This is a genomic window from Pseudomonas sp. FFUP_PS_473 (assembly GCF_002858665.1).
Lineage (GTDB): Bacteria > Pseudomonadota > Gammaproteobacteria > Pseudomonadales > Pseudomonadaceae > Aquipseudomonas > Aquipseudomonas defluvii.
Map to the genome: position 1 here is coordinate 60,681 of NZ_PJQQ01000018.1, position 14,513 is coordinate 75,193.

At 60.6% G+C, this 14,513-nt stretch carries 15 protein-coding genes; 2 read left to right on the forward strand and 13 right to left on the reverse strand.

The annotated features are described in order from the left end of the window. Positions 1-66 precede the first annotated feature (66 nt). Positions 67-687, forward strand: a complete 621-nt coding sequence (locus CYD26_RS14310) for an energy transducer TonB (protein WP_102052884.1) — start codon at positions 67-69, stop codon at positions 685-687. Between the two features lie 22 nt (positions 688-709). On the opposite strand, the gene CYD26_RS14315 is transcribed toward CYD26_RS14310, so the two are convergent. From CYD26_RS14315 to ppc, 5 genes are all read right to left on the reverse strand, one after another. Beyond that, positions 710-1,579, reverse strand: coding sequence for a DUF72 domain-containing protein (locus CYD26_RS14315; RefSeq protein WP_102052885.1), 870 nt, complete (start codon positions 1,577-1,579; stop codon positions 710-712). 3 nt (positions 1,580-1,582) lie between these two features. Further along, on the reverse strand, positions 1,583-1,876 hold the full coding sequence (locus CYD26_RS14320; protein WP_102052886.1) for a hypothetical protein: 294 nt from the start codon (positions 1,874-1,876) through the stop codon (positions 1,583-1,585). A gap of 129 nt (positions 1,877-2,005) precedes the next feature. After that, positions 2,006-2,680: a tRNA (adenosine(37)-N6)-threonylcarbamoyltransferase complex dimerization subunit type 1 TsaB gene (gene tsaB, locus CYD26_RS14325; RefSeq protein WP_099773691.1), complete on the reverse strand. Its 675-nt coding sequence runs from the start codon at positions 2,678-2,680 to the stop codon at positions 2,006-2,008. 88 nt (positions 2,681-2,768) lie between these two features. Next, positions 2,769-3,416 (reverse strand): adenylate kinase, encoded by a 648-nt coding sequence (gene adk / locus CYD26_RS14330; RefSeq protein ID WP_099773690.1) that lies wholly within the window; start codon positions 3,414-3,416, stop codon positions 2,769-2,771. Positions 3,417-3,625: 209 nt separating this feature from the next. Continuing rightward, the gene (ppc, locus tag CYD26_RS14335; RefSeq protein ID WP_102052887.1) at positions 3,626-6,253 is read right to left on the reverse strand and encodes a phosphoenolpyruvate carboxylase; all 2,628 of its coding nucleotides are present in this window, start codon (positions 6,251-6,253) and stop codon (positions 3,626-3,628) included. A 132-nt stretch (positions 6,254-6,385) separates the two neighbouring features. On the opposite strand from ppc, the gene CYD26_RS14340 reads away from it, so the two are divergent. Beyond that, complete coding sequence (locus CYD26_RS14340) at positions 6,386-6,730, forward strand: pilin assembly protein (RefSeq protein ID WP_099773688.1); 345 nt, start codon at positions 6,386-6,388, stop codon at positions 6,728-6,730. Positions 6,731-6,782: 52 nt separating this feature from the next. Here CYD26_RS14340 and CYD26_RS14345 read toward each other — a convergent pair whose 3' ends face one another. The 8 genes from CYD26_RS14345 to CYD26_RS14380 all read right to left on the reverse strand — a co-directional run bounded on the left by CYD26_RS14345 (position 6,783) and on the right by CYD26_RS14380 (position 14,462). Then, a complete protein-coding gene (locus CYD26_RS14345; protein WP_065761723.1) occupies positions 6,783-7,109 on the reverse strand; it encodes a hypothetical protein in 327 nt (108 codons plus the stop codon). Positions 7,110-7,111: 2 nt separating this feature from the next. Further along, positions 7,112-8,029, reverse strand: coding sequence for an alpha/beta hydrolase (locus CYD26_RS14350; protein ID WP_102052888.1), 918 nt, complete (start codon positions 8,027-8,029; stop codon positions 7,112-7,114). Further along, positions 8,001-9,278, reverse strand: a complete 1,278-nt coding sequence (locus CYD26_RS14355; RefSeq protein ID WP_102052889.1) for a flavohemoglobin expression-modulating QEGLA motif protein — start codon at positions 9,276-9,278, stop codon at positions 8,001-8,003. The genes CYD26_RS14350 and CYD26_RS14355 overlap by 29 nt, the downstream gene beginning before the upstream one ends. Positions 9,279-9,302: 24 nt before the next feature. Beyond that, positions 9,303-9,848, reverse strand: coding sequence for a hypothetical protein (locus CYD26_RS14360; protein WP_102052890.1), 546 nt, complete (start codon positions 9,846-9,848; stop codon positions 9,303-9,305). 27 nt (positions 9,849-9,875) lie between these two features. Beyond that, positions 9,876-10,580 (reverse strand): TetR/AcrR family transcriptional regulator, encoded by a 705-nt coding sequence (locus CYD26_RS14365; RefSeq protein ID WP_065761727.1) that lies wholly within the window; start codon positions 10,578-10,580, stop codon positions 9,876-9,878. A gap of 102 nt (positions 10,581-10,682) precedes the next feature. Continuing rightward, positions 10,683-12,185: a lysine--tRNA ligase gene (gene lysS / locus CYD26_RS14370; protein ID WP_065761728.1), complete on the reverse strand. Its 1,503-nt coding sequence runs from the start codon at positions 12,183-12,185 to the stop codon at positions 10,683-10,685. A gap of 74 nt (positions 12,186-12,259) precedes the next feature. Next, positions 12,260-13,355, reverse strand: a protein-coding gene (gene prfB / locus CYD26_RS14375; protein WP_099773686.1) for a peptide chain release factor 2 whose coding sequence is annotated in 2 segments (ribosomal slippage) — positions 12,260-13,282 and positions 13,284-13,355 — 1,095 coding nt in all. Because the reading frame shifts where the segments join, the coding sequence is not laid out codon by codon here. A 102-nt stretch (positions 13,356-13,457) separates the two neighbouring features. Then, positions 13,458-14,462 (reverse strand): PleD family two-component system response regulator, encoded by a 1,005-nt coding sequence (locus CYD26_RS14380; RefSeq protein ID WP_102052891.1) that lies wholly within the window; start codon positions 14,460-14,462, stop codon positions 13,458-13,460. Positions 14,463-14,513 lie beyond the last annotated feature (51 nt).

Genomic DNA, 14,513 nt, shown 5'->3' on the forward strand with positions numbered 1-14,513 from the left:
TCGGCGGCCGTGGCCGATAACGAAAGTACTCAGTATTTTGCCAGACCCGGACAGCCTCCGACTGCCATGTCAGACATTCTTCAGCTCAATTCAGGCTACCTGTCGCCCGTCGGCGACTATAGCCGCCACAACACCCAGGCATTGGGTGGCGTAAGCCACCTGTGGCAAGACTTCTTTGCCCGGGCCTTGGCGGAGCAACAGGCTGAAGGCAGTGAAGCGACAACACTGGCGAGTGCCCCGGTAGATGCCACCACAGGCGAACCCGTAGGCGGCAGCCAGACCCTGGCACAGATCAATAGCCAGCGCGACTGCGATGTTCAGGACAGCGAGATCATCCCACCTGAGCCCCTGTTTCTGCCGATCGCCGAGTTCGAGCCGGAACTGCTGGAAAAACCGGCGCCCCCCTTCAGCGCCGCCGAGTTGATCGAGCAACAACGCCAACTGGACATCAGCAACAGCTGGGTTCGGCCAATCGTACTCAGCGCCGGGCAGCCCACACCTGAGCCAGGCCCGGCCCCTCAAGCACGCCCACTGCACCTGCCAATAGCCGAGTTCGAGATGGACCTGCTGGACAAGGCTGCAGAACCATTCGATGAGCACACGCTGATCGAACAACAGAAGCACCTGGACTTCGACCTGCGCTGGGCTCGCCCGGTGGTCCTGAACAACGTACGCCTCGCCGCGTGACGGCAAGCCGTCCACTAACCGACTAGAGCAGGCCCAACTGCTCGGCAAGTGGTGCCCTTTCCAACTCAGGCAATGGCGCCAGACCCGGCAGCCGCTCCATCAAGCCCTGATGAAAACGTTGAGCCAGCGCAGCGGCCAGGCGATTGTCGGCTGTGTGCAGGAAAACGTAGGGGGTGCGCCCCTCTTCGATCCAGGCCGCAACCTTATCCAGCCAAGGCCGCAAAAATGGCTCATTGGCAGCAAGCTCGGGGTGCCCGATAAAACGCACCTGCGGGCACGCGGTGAATGCGGCGGGCCGTGGCGGTACCTTGGGCTTCTTGGCTTGGGCATGCAGCACCGAGGCCTCGCGGGATGTGCAACTGAACAACGCACGCGGGTCCAGGCAAATACGCTCCACGCCCCGCTCCATTAGCAGGCGATTGAGCAGGCGCTCCTCTTCCCCCTTGGCAAAGAAGTCCGCATGGCGAACCTCTACTGCGACAGGCACACCGACTTCGTCCAGAAACCCGACCAACTCCGCAAGCCGCGAAGGCCCAAAACTGGCCGGCATTTGCAGCCAGTAAGGGGCGACCCGCTGCCCCAAAGGCCGCAGCAACTCAATGAAACCCTGGGCAGCACTCAGTTGCTCGCGCAGGTCACCGCCATGGCTGATGTCGCCAGGAAACTTGGCGGTAAAACGGAAGTGCTCAGGCATGATCTGCGCCCAACGCTGAACCGTGGCAGCAGCCGGGCGGGCATAGAACGTGGTGTTGCCTTCTACGGCATTGAACACCTGGCAGTAAAGCCCAAGGAAGTCGGTGGTTTTCGCGTCAGCGGGGTACAGGTACTCGCGCCAGGCGCTTTCACTCCAGGACGGGCAACCCAGAAAATAAGGAAGGGATGAGGGAATCATCCGTCAAATGTACAGGTCCAGCCCGAGCACTTCCATCTCCCAATCCACAAAGCCGGCGGTGGTCAGGTAGCTGCTAAGGGCCTTGGCAGTGCGCTTGTTGCTGGCCCGAGGAAAGATCATGTCCTGCTGACGGACGGGAAGACCCGCACTACGGCTGGCACCTGTACCCGCCGATGGCTGCGCCTGGGTTTCAAATTCACCCGGAATATCGTCGTCCAGTTCTTCTTCACGCAGCGGCGCCTTACGCGCGGAGCGTTTGACCGGATAAGACTGCGAGGAAAAACCGTCGATACGCATGGCGGAATACTCAGGAGCAATGATGGCAATTTAGCGGCACCCGAGAGCCTTCGCAAATGCCTGACTGATAACTGGACCACAGATCAGGCAAAAGATTCGGGGTTGCTGGCGCTAACTGACCGGCGGCGCTCAGCGCGCCTTAGGCGTGGCCACCTTATCGCGCAGGTAGACCGGCTGCGCCAGATCAGCGGCGATTGCCTCGCCACGCTGCCAGGCAAACGTTGCCAGGCTGAGCAGGTCCTGGGCATGAGGCAGCAGGCTGGCGTCCTGGGCGCTGACCTTGACCGCAAGGCGCTCGGCATAGCCCCAGCCCGTACCCGCACCAAACCAGTCCCCGGTAGCACCTGCTGGCAAGGCCACCTGCTCCGGTGGCAGCACAGCCTCTTCACCCAGCAGGCGCATTTCACCTGCCGTCGACTGGTAGCAGCCCCAGTACACTTCATCCATACGGGCGTCGATGGCAGCGGCGACCTGCTGCACACCCTGTTCACGCATTGCCCGCTGCGCCAGCACGGCCAGATTCGATACCGGCAGCACCGGACGCTCCAGCGCGAAGGCCAGGCCCTGGACCACACCAATAGCGATACGGACACCGGTGAAAGCGCCTGGACCGCGACCGAAGGCAATGGCATCAAGCGCCGACAACGCGATACCCGCCTCGGCGAGCAGGGTCTGGATCATTGGCAGCAGCTTCTGCGCATGCAGGCGCGGAATCACCTCGTAGTGGCTCAACACCTTGCCGTCATGCAGCAGGGCAACGGAGCAGGCTTCAGTGGCGGTATCCAGGGCCAGCAAAGTGGTCATCGGTGATTCCAGGCGAAAGAAAAAAGAGCGGCATTATAAACAACAACGGCCCGCAAGCGGGCCGTTGTTCAAGGGCTGGAGCAATAAATCAGCTCAGCGCTTCCAGCACCTTGGCAGTGATGGCCTCAACAGAGCCAACGCCTTCAATGTGGCTGTACTTCGGCTTGCCATTGGCGGCAGCCAGCTTCTGGTAGAAGTCCACCAGCGGTTTGGTCTGGTCGTGGTAGACCGCCAGGCGGTGACGTACGGTTTCTTCAGTGTCGTCTTTACGCTGAACCAGCGAATCGCCGGTCTCATCGTCCTTGCCTTCAACCTTTGGCGGGTTGTAGATCACGTGGTAGACGCGACCCGAGGCCTCGTGAACACGGCGGCCGGCAATACGCTTGACGATTTCCTCGTCAGCCACAGCGATCTCGACAACGGCATCCAGCTCAACACCGGCAGTTACCAGGGCTTCGGCCTGGGGAATGGTGCGAGGGAAACCGTCGAACAGGAAGCCCTTCGCGCAGTCAGGCTGAGCGATACGGTCCTTGACCAGGTTGATGATCAACTCGTCGGAAACCAGCTTGCCAGCGTCCATGATCGCCTTGGCCTCGAGGCCCAGCGGAGTACCCGCCTTGACGGCGGCACGCAGCATGTCACCGGTGGAGATCTGTGGAATACCAAACTTTTCGGTGATGAACTTTGCCTGAGTACCTTTACCGGCCCCGGGAGCTCCCAGCAGAATTACACGCATCTTGTGCTCCTCAATTTTTATAAGCAAATCAAAGGATTCGCCGCTAGGGCAAAATCCCGGAATTAGGTCATGACCACAATTCGGTCAAAAGGCTGCTCAAGATACACAGCAGCTTTCGGCCACACAAGCGCCCCAAAGTCGGAATAACCTGCTGCCGAAGGCCCTGTCATGCTCTGGTTGCGCCGGGCGCAACCCGGCGCAAGCACGCCTCAACCCGTGTTCCGCAAGCCTGCCGCGATACCTGCCACCGTCACCAGCAATGCCTGCTCCAAAGGGCTGTCCAGAGCGGCATCACGGGTGCGCGAGCGGGCCAGGAGATCAGCCTGGAGCAGATGCAGCGGGTCCAGATAGGTATTGCGCAAACGAATGAACTCCAGGGTATCGGGGCTGTGTGCAAGTAGCACCGGCTGCCCGGTAAGCCCCAGTACAACCTGGCACGCCTGCGACAATAGGTCGCGCAGATGTGCACCCAAAGGTCGCAGTTGCGATTGCACCAGACGCTCATCATAGGAACGCGCAATTTCAACATCGGCCTTGGCCAGGACCATTTCGAGCATGTCGATACGGGTACGGAAGAACGGCCATTGCTCACGCATTTCTGCCAGCAGCCCACCTTGCCCGCGCGCCAGTGCATTGCTCAACGCCGCCTCCCAGCCCAACCAGGCCGGCAGCATGAGCCGCGTCTGGGTCCAACCGAAGATCCACGGAATCGCCCGCAGGCTTTCAATACCGCCCGCACGGCGTTTGGCCGGCCGACTGCCCAACGGCAAGCGGCCCAGTTCCTGCTCCGGCGTGGCCTGACGGAAATACTCAACGAACTCCGGGTTGTCACGCACCACACTGCGGTAAGCCTTCAGACCATCCGCCGCGAGTTGGTCCATCAAGCCGCGCCACGCCGGTTGCGGGGGTGGCGGTGGCAACAGGGTCGCCTCGAGCACCGCAGCCAGGTACAGGTTCAGGTTCTGCTCCGCGATGTCCGGCAGGCCGAATTTGAAACGGATCATTTCGCCCTGCTCGGTGGTACGGAACCTGCCGGCCACCGAGCCCGGTGGCTGCGACAGGATCGCCGCATGGGCCGGGCCGCCGCCACGGCCCACAGTACCGCCACGACCGTGGAACAGCAGCAATTCGACGTTCTGCCCTCGACAGATCTCCACCAGGGTTTCCTGGGCGCGGTACTGGGCCCAGGCCGCTGCTGTGGTACCGGCGTCCTTGGCCGAATCGGAGTAGCCGATCATCACTTCCTGAGGGCCGTGCAAACCCGCACGATAGCCCGGCAGGCCCAGCAGACGCTGCATGACCGGCCCGGCATTGTCCAGGTCGGCCAGTGTTTCGAACAACGGCACAACCCGCATCGGACGGGCAACGCCCGCCTCCTTGAGCAGCAACTGTACCGCCAGCACGTCTGAAGCCGCGCCGGCCATGGAGATCACATAAGACCCCAGCGAGGCTGCCGGGGCGGCAGCGATTTCACTGCAGGTCGCAAGCACTTCAGCCGTCTCGGCCTGAGGCCGGAAATGCCGTGGCAACAATGGACGACGGTTGTTCAGTTCGGTCTGCAGGAAGGCGATACGCGCCTCTTCATCCCAATCCTCATAGCGCCCCAGCCCCAGATAATCGGTGATCTCACTCAACGCCGAAGCGTGCCGTGCTGCGTCCTGACGCACATCCAGGCGCACCAGGAACAGGCCAAAGGTCACTGCTCGACGCAAGGTGTCGAGCAGCGGGCCATCAGCGATAACGCCCATGCCGCACTCATGCAACGACTCATAGCAGAGCCGCAACGGCTCAATCAGGTCGTGATTGTCGTGCAAGACCTCGGCGGATGCCGGTTGCGTAACAGCCAGTGACGACTGCGCCCAGCTTCGGGTTGCCCGCAGGCGCTCGCGCAGTTGCTTGAGCAACGCCCGGTAGGGTTCGGCATGCTCACCCACCCTGGCCCGCAGCGCCGGGCTGGCCTGCTGCATGGACAACTCGGCAGCCAGAAAATCAACGTCTCGCAGGAACAGGTCTGCCGCCATCCAGCGGGCCAGCAACAGCACTTCGCGTGTGACCGTGGCGGTGACATTGGGGTTACCGTCGCGGTCACCGCCCATCCACGAGGCAAATCGAATCGGCGCAGCTTCTAGCGGCAGGTGCAGGCCCGTGGCCGCGAACAAGGCCTTGTCCGCCTTGCGCAGGTGGTTGGGGATAGCCTGCCAGAGCGAGTTCTCAATGACCGCAAAGCCCCATTTGGCTTCATCGACCGGGGTGGGTCGGGTACGGCGGATTTCTTCGGTATGCCAAGCTTCGGCAATCAGCCGCTGCAGACGCTCGCGGACCTGCGCACGCTCGGCGGGTGTCAGGTCGCGGTGGTCTTGAGCCGCCAACTGCGCGGCGATGGCATCGTACTTGTGAATCAAGGTGCGGCGGGCGACTTCGGTCGGGTGCGCAGTCAGCACCAGTTCGATGCTCAGTTTGCCGAGCTGACGGGCCAATGCGTCAGGACTGTGACCCGCCTTTTTCAGGCGGTCGAGCAATTCGGGAAGCACCCTGGCCTCGAACGGCTCGGGCTGATCCGCGTCGCGGCGGCGGATCAACTGGTACTGTTCGGCGATGTTGGCCAGGTTGAGAAACTGGTTGAACGCTCGGGCCACCGGCAGCAACTCGTCCTCGGACAAGCCGTCGAGGCTGGAGCTCAGTTGCTCGGCACTGCCACTGCGGTCCGCCTTGGCGCTGCGACGAATGTCCTCGATTTTCTGCAGGAAAGCTTCGCCGTACTGTTCGCGTACGGTGTCCCCCAACAATTCGCCCAACAGATGGACGTCTTCACGCAAGCGCACATCAATACCAGTCATCAGCCTTCATCTCCAACGCGGGCAAACAGCGATGACATCAGAGTGCCGCAGTACCGCCTGTGCTTCAAGGCAGACCAAAGTGCGACCAGTAGCTACGCTGAAAGAAGGCCATCCGTCTTCAACGAGGTCACCATGAAAATCCGCGAACTTGCCCAGAACTGGGAACAGACCGCCACGGGGCGCATGAGCCCTACCGGTTATGTGTTGCACCTGGATGTCGAAGCCGCGGCGCGTCTGGCGGCGCTGGCCGAGATGTACCCCAAGCGTCAACCCGAGGAACTGCTCGGCGAACTGCTTGGCGCCGCGCTCGAAGAGCTGGAGGCCAGCTTCCCTTATGTCCGCGGTCAACAGGTCATCGAGACCGATGAGGAAGGTAATCCGCTGTATGAAGACATCGGGCCAACACCCCGGTTTCTAGCGTTGTCCCGACACTACCTGCAGACCTTAAGCGCGGAAAAAGAGGCGTCCAACGACTGAAACCGGTGGGTGCCGGGTTTGCCAGCGATAGGGACGCCGCCAATTGACGGTATTACTGTACCTGCTGCGGCGTCTCCTGCCCCATGCAGCGCACCGCCTGCTTCTTGTTGTCGACCAGTACGCCGGTCAGGCCCTTCTGCTGGGTGTCGAACAGCACCAACACGCCATCGATGCATTGCGCCACCTGTGGCGCCGGGCTGAGCGAAACCTTGTAGTCTTCACCGGGAACAGTCTTGAGCATGGTGAAGTCGGACAGCAGCAGCGCATCCTCCGGCTTGGCAAAATGCAGGTAGCCGTAATACCAAAGCGCACCGACAGTGCCAATGATGCTGCAGACACCGGTGATGATCAGCGGGATGGCGTTGCGTTCTTCACTCATTACTACTTCTCGTCAGGGTAATTGGGGACTTCGGCCAAACGTCGCAGTCCATTGAAATGTTCAGGGTCTTCCAGAAAGCGCAGCATTACCTTACGCCAAATCGGGTCGTTGAAGGTCTGCACATGACCACCACGGGTCAACTGCAGCACGCGCGGTGGTGGGGCTGCCTGATACAGACGGATACCATTGACCATGGGTACGGTGGTGTCGTCGATGCTGTGGTAGATCAACTTCGGAACCCCGGACAATTGCCCGACCGAGCGCAAGGCGCTGTCGCCATCCGGCACCAGCCATGACAGCGGAACCTGCAGAGGCCAGGTCAACCAGTTCGAACTCAAGGCGCTACGCCCGACATCCCGGTAACTGGCCGGCACTCCGTCGAAAACCATGGCCTTGATCCGATGTGATTGCTCAGGGTGTTGCGCCAGGTAATGGATGGCCAGGGCGCCACCCAGGCTTTGCCCCAGCAACACCAGCGGCTTACCCTGCGCTTCAGGCGCCTGCTGCAGCCAGTCCATCGCCGCGGCAATGTCGTCATAGACTTCCGGCAAGCTCGGCGTGCCTTCCGACAAGCCATAACCCCGGTAGTCGATCATCAACACCTGATAGCCCTGCTCCGGTAGCCACCAACTGCCGCCCAGGTGCAACGCCAGGTTGCCACCGTTGCCATGCAGGTGCAGCACCGTCCCCTTGACCGCTACCCCCTCCTTGGCCGGCAACCACCAACCATGCAGGCGCGTACCGTCTGCAGCGGTCAGGGTGAGGTCACGGTACTCAAGCTTGGCCCGCTTCGGCGTGAAGGGCTCGCCCGGCTCGGGGTAAAACAGCAAGGCACTGCAGCCGGCCAGACTCAACAGCACAAGAAGCAGGCACAGCGGCCTGCCAAGGACGTCAGAGAATGTTCGAGTAGTCGGCTTCAATACGGTCCAGGCTCAAGTGATTGAGGAAGTTGGAGAAGCACATCCAGGCCGACAGCGCGTTCAAGTCGCGGAACTGCTCAGGCAGGTACTTGGGCGGCTCCACCAGGCCTTCGTCGACCAATTGGCGCAGAGTCCGCATATCTTCCAGCGTCGTCTTGCCGCAAAACAGCAAAGGAATCTGCTCAAGCTTGCCTTTACGCACGGCCAACTGAATATAGTTGTAAACCATGATAAAGCCCTTGAGATAGGACAAGTCCTTGGTAAATGGCAACCCATTGGGCACCGAGCCACGAAACACGCGGCTGGCATTGCCATAGCTCTCCTGCATGCCAAACCCTTGAGCGCGAAAGAACTCGAACACCTGGAGGAAATCGGCCCCCTCCTCGACCATGTGAATGGCACGGGTGCGGTTGGTCAGCTTGCGCAGCCGGCTGGGGTACGAGGCGAAAGCAATCACCTCCATGAGGATCGCCAGCCCCTCTTGGGTGACCGTGGAAGAAGGCGGGCCTTTGGACAGAAAGGTACAGATCGGCTGGTTCAGGCCGTTGAGGGTGGTGCCGACATGCACCAGCCCCTCATGGACCTCCAACGCGCGGACATCGCGGTTGTTGAACATCGCGTCAGCGCGGATCTTGATGTAGTCGGCACCGGCGGCCGCGTCGGCAACGATACCGTCCGACTCGAATACACGGATGGTCTCTTCCGCCTCACCGAACACCTTGTTCAAGCGATGCTGAAGTATTTCCACGGCCTGCTTGGCGGTAAGGTTCTTCGGCTCGTCCTTCAAGTCACCCAGGCAATCGATGTTGTTCAGGTAGTCGGAGAGCATCAGGCCCAGATCGGACAGGGTCGGGTCACCGGCATGAAAGGCATCGGATGCGGCGCCGTAGAGCTCCTGGGAGATCAGCCCGAAATCCTCGGTGCCGCGCGCCTCGAGCATGCGCACCACCATGCGGTACTCCTTGCACATGCGTCGCATGATCTGCCCAACCGGGTTGAACTGGCCAAGCTGGCGCGTAATATCACGCTCGATGTTCTGAAACTCAAGCTTCACCGCACTGGAGTCAAAGGACAGTGGTCGACCTAGATAGTACTCACGGTCCACCTTCGGCAACTCTTTGCCCTTGGCCTTGAGGAACCCCTGGCGGATGCTATCGTCCCACTTCACCGCATCGAGCACGCGGATCGGCGTCTGTGCCTGAACAATGCGATCAGACAGGCCGCGTATCGTCTGCTGGTACTCGTCCACACCACACTCCTTGCTTCGAATCGGTTATTTGCCTGCGCGCTGGAACCGCGCGACTTCGATGAACAGATCGGAGTTGGCAGGGTCATCCAGATAGGCGAAAACCTGTTGTGCAGGGCTGTCGATCAAGACACCCTCACCATTATCTTCCGGCACTTCGTAACGTTGACCACTGAGTGCCTTCTGCTCCAACGCCTGGTTGATCCGTTCAACATCAAGGTTGTAGAGCACTAACTCGTTGTTACCGATCACGTCAAAACCGGCAATCAGGAAGTTCCCGCCGAGCTTTTTCGGCACGCCAGCCGAGAAATACCAGCGGTTACCGTGACGCGAGACCGTGAAGGTATATTCCTGCCGTGGCTTGCCCTTGGCCGTGGCCACTGCCTTGTAGGCATTGCCCCCCGTGCGACTGATCAGCAGTTTCAAGGGTTCGCCCCAGGCATCCTTGCTGCTCCAGCTACCGAGCAACGCCTTGGGCGCCGGCTGATTCGCCGGAATGGGTTCATTGAAGGTCACCAGACAACCGCCAAGCAGTAAAAACGACAAGGCCAACAGCACACGCCAGGCTTTCATCAGGTTCTCCTTGAAATGGATCGTGCCTTAGACCGCAGCCAATACCAGATGCAGGTATCGCGTAAGAATAGCGAGCATCTGCGCTTCGGCGTGTGGTCGTTCAGCATCGAGCAGGCCCTGATATTCCATCTGCTCGATTATCGCCGTCAACACCAAGGCGTCCTGCTGAGGTTCACGCGAGCCCACGACCTGAAGCATCTGGCCCGCGCCGCGTAGCAAAATCTGCTCGTGCGACTTGACCAGTTCGGCCAATTTCGGACACAGCAGCGCCTCCTGGCGAAAGGCCTGCTCGGCCATCAGGAAGTTGCGGCGGTTATGCAGTTGGCGTTGCACATACTCGCTCATCATCTTCGCCACTTCGTCGGCCAGCCGCGCCCGGGATTGTGGACTGCCGTCGCCCTGAGACAACAACTGACGCAGCACCACTTCGGTGTGCTCCCAGAGCTTGGCCATGTACGCAGCGCTGCGCTCCACGTACTGGGCAAAGCTGTCGATCAGCAGGTCTTCGATATCCTTGAAGTAGTAGGTGGTGGCCGACAAGGGCACCCCTGCCTCGGCGGCTACCGCACGGTGCCGCACACCCCGCACGCCATCACGGACAACGATGCGCATCGCCGCGTCGAGAATCTCCTGACGACGCTGCTCACTGCCACGACGGCTCGCCTTGCGCCCCTGGTACTGAACACTTTCCGCCACCGCTGTGGCCACGCCAGCAGCACCTTGTTGAGCCATTGCAGGAGTCACTACAGGTCTACCTCTATGAATTGCTGTCGATTCGATCAACTTATTGCGGGCAAGAAAAAGCCGCCCCGGAAGGCGGCTTGTTCAGTACGCTCAGGCCTGTGGGCGCATGTGCGGGAACAGGATCACGTCACGGATCGACGGCGAGTCAGTCAGCAGCATGACCAGGCGGTCGATACCAATGCCTTCACCGGCGGTAGGCGGCATGCCGTACTCCAGGGCACGTACGAAGTCGGCATCGTAGTGCATGGCTTCGTCGTCACCGGCATCCTTGTCGGCCACCTGCGCCATGAAGCGTTCGGCCTGGTCTTCGGCATCGTTGAGCTCGGAGTAGGCGTTGGCGATTTCACGGCCACCGATGAACAGCTCGAAACGGTCGGTGACGTTCGGGTTCTTGTTGTTGCGACGTGCCAATGGCGACACTTCGAACGGGTATTCGGTGATGAAGGTCGGCTGCTCGAGTTTATGCTCGACCAGTTCTTCGAAAATCATGGTCTGCAGCTTGCCCAGGCCCTCGAAACCTTTGACGTCGGCACCGGCCTTCTTGGCCAGGGCGCGCGCCTTGTCGATGTCCTGCAGGTCGGCAGCGGTGATTTCCGGGTTGTACTTGAGGATCGAATCGAACACCGAAATACGCTGGAACGGCTCGCCGAAATGGAACACCTTGCCCTGATACGGCACGTCAGTGCTGCCCAGAACCAGTTGCGCCAGTTCGCGGAACAGTTCTTCGGTGAGGTCCATGTTGTCTTCGTAATCGGCGTACGCCTGGTAGAACTCCAGCATGGTGAACTCAGGGTTGTGACGCGTCGACACACCTTCGTTACGGAAGTTGCGGTTGATCTCGAACACACGCTCGAAACCACCGACCACCAGGCGCTTGAGGTACAGCTCCGGGGCAATACGCAGGAACATTGGCAGGTCCAGCGCGTTGTGGTGGGTTTCAAACGGCTTGGCCGCGGCACCGCCAGGGATGGTCTGCAGCATCGGCGTTTCGACTTCAAGGAAGTCGCGCTTGGCCAGGAAACTGCGGATGTGGCTGATGACCTGCGAACGAACGCGGAACGTCTGGCGGGTGTCTTCGTTGACGATCAGGTCAACGTAGCGCTGACGGTAGCGGGTTTCGGTATCGGTCAGGCCGTGGTGCTTGTCTGGCAGCGGGCGCAGCGACTTGGTCAGCAGGCGCACGTTGGTCATTTCCACGTACAGGTCGCCCTTGCCGGAACGCGCCAGGGTGCCTTCAGCGGCGATGATGTCGCCCAGGTCCCAGGTCTTGACCGCAGCCAGGGTTTCTTCCGGCAAGGTCTTGCGGTTGACGTAGACCTGGATACGACCGGTCATGTCCTGAATCACCATGAACGAACCACGGTTGAGCATGATACGGCCGGCAACCTTGACCGGGATCGCTGCAGCTTCCAGCTCTTCCTTGGTCTTGTCGACATACTGTTTCTGCAGGTCGTTGCAGTAGCTGTCACGGCGGAAGTCGTTGGGGAAGGCCTGACCCTGTTCGCGCACAGCGGCAAGTTTTTCCTTGCGCAGGGCGATCAGGTTGTTTTCTTCCTGTTGCAGGTCTTGCGGATCGAGTTGTAGGTCGCTCATGTCTTCACATTTTCCATCACGGGTTCGTTGCCCTCGCCCGTCGGGCGAGGGACTTGTGGCAGGTCTCGGAGGGGTTATAGCCCCTGCTTGAGACTGGCCTCCAGGTATTCGTCGAGATCGCCGTCGAGCACCTTGTCGCAGTCGCTGCGTTCGATGCCGGTACGCAGGTCCTTGATCCGCGATGCATCAAGCACGTAGGAACGGATCTGATGCCCCCAGCCAATATCGGACTTGCTGTCTTCAAGGGCCTGGGAGGCGGCGTTACGCTTCTGCATTTCCTGCTCGTACAACTTGGCCCGCAGCATTTTCATGGCGGTGTCCTTGTTGGCGTGCTGGGAGCGTTCGTTCTGGCAGCTGACCACGGTGTTGGTCGGGACGTGGGTAATCCGCACCGCCGAGTCGGTGGTGTTAACGTGCTGACCGCCGGCACCGGACGAACGATAGGTATCGATTCGCAGGTCGGACGGGTTGATATCGATTTCGACCTTGTCATCGATCTCGGGCGAGACGAACACCGCCGAGAACGAGGTATGACGGCGGTTGCCAGAGTCGAACGGGCTCTTGCGCACCAGGCGGTGAACACCGATCTCGGTGCGCAACCAGCCGAAGGCATACTCACCCTTGATATGCAGGGTGGCGCCCTTGATACCGGCCACTTCGCCTTCGGACAGCTCCATGATCGTGGTATCGAAGCCGCGCTTGTCGGCCCAGCGCAAGTACATGCGCAGCAGAATGTTGGCCCAATCCTGAGCCTCGGTACCGCCGGAACCGGCCTGGATGTCCAGGTAGGCGTTGTTCATGTCCATCTCGCCGCTGAACATGCGACGGAACTCGAGCTTCTCGAGCGCGACGCGCAGGCGGTCGAGTTCACTGACGACGTCCTCGACAGCGGCTTCGTCGTCTTCTTCAACGGCCATGTCCAGCAGGTCACGGCAATCGGCCAGGCCACCGGACATTTCGTCCAGGGTCTCGACGATCTGCGCCAGCATGGCGCGCTCACGGCCCAGTTCCTGGGCGTATTCGGGCTTGTTCCAGACGTTCGGGTCTTCAAGCTCGCGGTTGACTTCGATCAGGCGCTCATGCTTTTGATCGTAGTCAAAGATACCCCCGAATAGTCTCGGAGCGCTCGGTCAGGTCCTTGATGGTGTTCAGGATCGGGTTGATTTCCATGGGCGGGCAGCTCTCGTGCGTAATCTGTCAAAAGCCGGAGAGTATAACGCACTCAAATGCCTGCGGCAGCCCGCCCGACGGCCTGCCGCAAGAAAACTCGCCTCAGGCCACCCCGACCTGGTTGCGCCCGCCATTCTTGGCCAGGTACAAGCCTTTGTCCGCCGCCGAAATCAGCTGCCGGCAATGGCTACCAACCGCTGGGATGTGCGTCGCCAGGCCAATACTGACCGTCAGGCTTGAGCCGGCCTCTGGCAGGGTGTGTGCAATCTGCAGCGCTTCCACGGTCTGGCGCAGTTTCTCGGCCACCAGGCGGGCGCCGCCCGGAGAGGTATTGGGCAGCACCAGCGCGAACTCCTCACCACCATAGCGCGCCGGCAGGTCGCTGGGCCGGCTGCAGGAGCTGCGAATGGCCTCGGCGACCTTGCGCAAGGCCTCATCGCCAGCCAGGTGGCCAAAGGTATCGTTGAACGCCTTGAAGTAGTCGACATCAATCATCAACAGCGACAATTGTGTCTGCTCGCGGATTGAACGGCGCCATTCCAGCTCAAGGTACTCGTCGAAGTGGCGGCGATTGGACAACCCGGTCAAGCCATCGGAGTGCATCAACCGCTGCAGCACCAGGTTGGTGTCGAGCAACTGTTGCTGGCTGACCCGCAAGGCCCGGTAGGCCTCGTCACGCTGCAGCAGGGTCAGGTACGAGCGCGAGTGGTAACGAATTCGCGCCACCAACTCGATGTTGTCCGGCAACTTGACCAGGTAATCGTTGGCACCGGCAGCAAACGCGGCGCTCTTGACCAGAGGGTCTTCCTTGGTGGAAAGGACGATGATCGGAATGTCCTGGGTGGCCGGATTGCTGCGGTATTCACGTACCAGCGTCAGGCCATCAAGACCGGGCATGATCAAATCCTGGAGGATCACGGTCGGCTTGATACGGATCGCCTGGGCCACTGCCTGATGAGGGTCGGCACAGAAATGAAAATCGATGTTCTCTTCCTGGGCCAGGCCGCGTCGCACCGCTTCATCGATCATGGCCTGATCATCTACCAGCAGAACCATCGCTGAATTCTCATTGGTGCTCGGAAAGCCACTGATCGGTAAATCATTCATGCGCTGTCACCTGGCCTCTGCCGGCCAAACGGCCCGCTTCAATAGATATTG

Excerpts from the sequence above, each read along its gene's own strand:
- CYD26_RS14320 (WP_102052886.1), bottom strand. The coding sequence starts at position 1,876 with ATGCGTATCGACGGTTTTTCCTCGCAGTCTTATCCGGTCAAACGCTCC.
- adk (WP_099773690.1), bottom strand. The coding sequence starts at position 3,416 with ATGCGTGTAATTCTGCTGGGAGCTCCCGGGGCCGGTAAAGGTACTCAG.
- CYD26_RS14380 (WP_102052891.1), bottom strand. The coding sequence starts at position 14,462 with ATGAATGATTTACCGATCAGTGGCTTTCCGAGCACCAATGAGAATTCA.
- CYD26_RS14310 (WP_102052884.1), top strand. The coding sequence starts at position 67 with ATGTCAGACATTCTTCAGCTCAATTCAGGCTACCTGTCGCCCGTCGGC.
- lysS (WP_065761728.1), bottom strand. The coding sequence starts at position 12,185 with ATGAGCGACCTACAACTCGATCCGCAAGACCTGCAACAGGAAGAAAAC.
- CYD26_RS14340 (WP_099773688.1), top strand. The coding sequence starts at position 6,386 with ATGAAAATCCGCGAACTTGCCCAGAACTGGGAACAGACCGCCACGGGG.
- CYD26_RS14345 (WP_065761723.1), bottom strand. The coding sequence starts at position 7,109 with ATGAGTGAAGAACGCAACGCCATCCCGCTGATCATCACCGGTGTCTGC.
- CYD26_RS14315 (WP_102052885.1), bottom strand. The coding sequence starts at position 1,579 with ATGATTCCCTCATCCCTTCCTTATTTTCTGGGTTGCCCGTCCTGGAGT.
- CYD26_RS14365 (WP_065761727.1), bottom strand. The coding sequence starts at position 10,580 with ATGGCTCAACAAGGTGCTGCTGGCGTGGCCACAGCGGTGGCGGAAAGT.
- ppc (WP_102052887.1), bottom strand. The coding sequence starts at position 6,253 with ATGACTGGTATTGATGTGCGCTTGCGTGAAGACGTCCATCTGTTGGGC.
- CYD26_RS14360 (WP_102052890.1), bottom strand. The coding sequence starts at position 9,848 with ATGAAAGCCTGGCGTGTGCTGTTGGCCTTGTCGTTTTTACTGCTTGGC.
- tsaB (WP_099773691.1), bottom strand. The coding sequence starts at position 2,680 with ATGACCACTTTGCTGGCCCTGGATACCGCCACTGAAGCCTGCTCCGTT.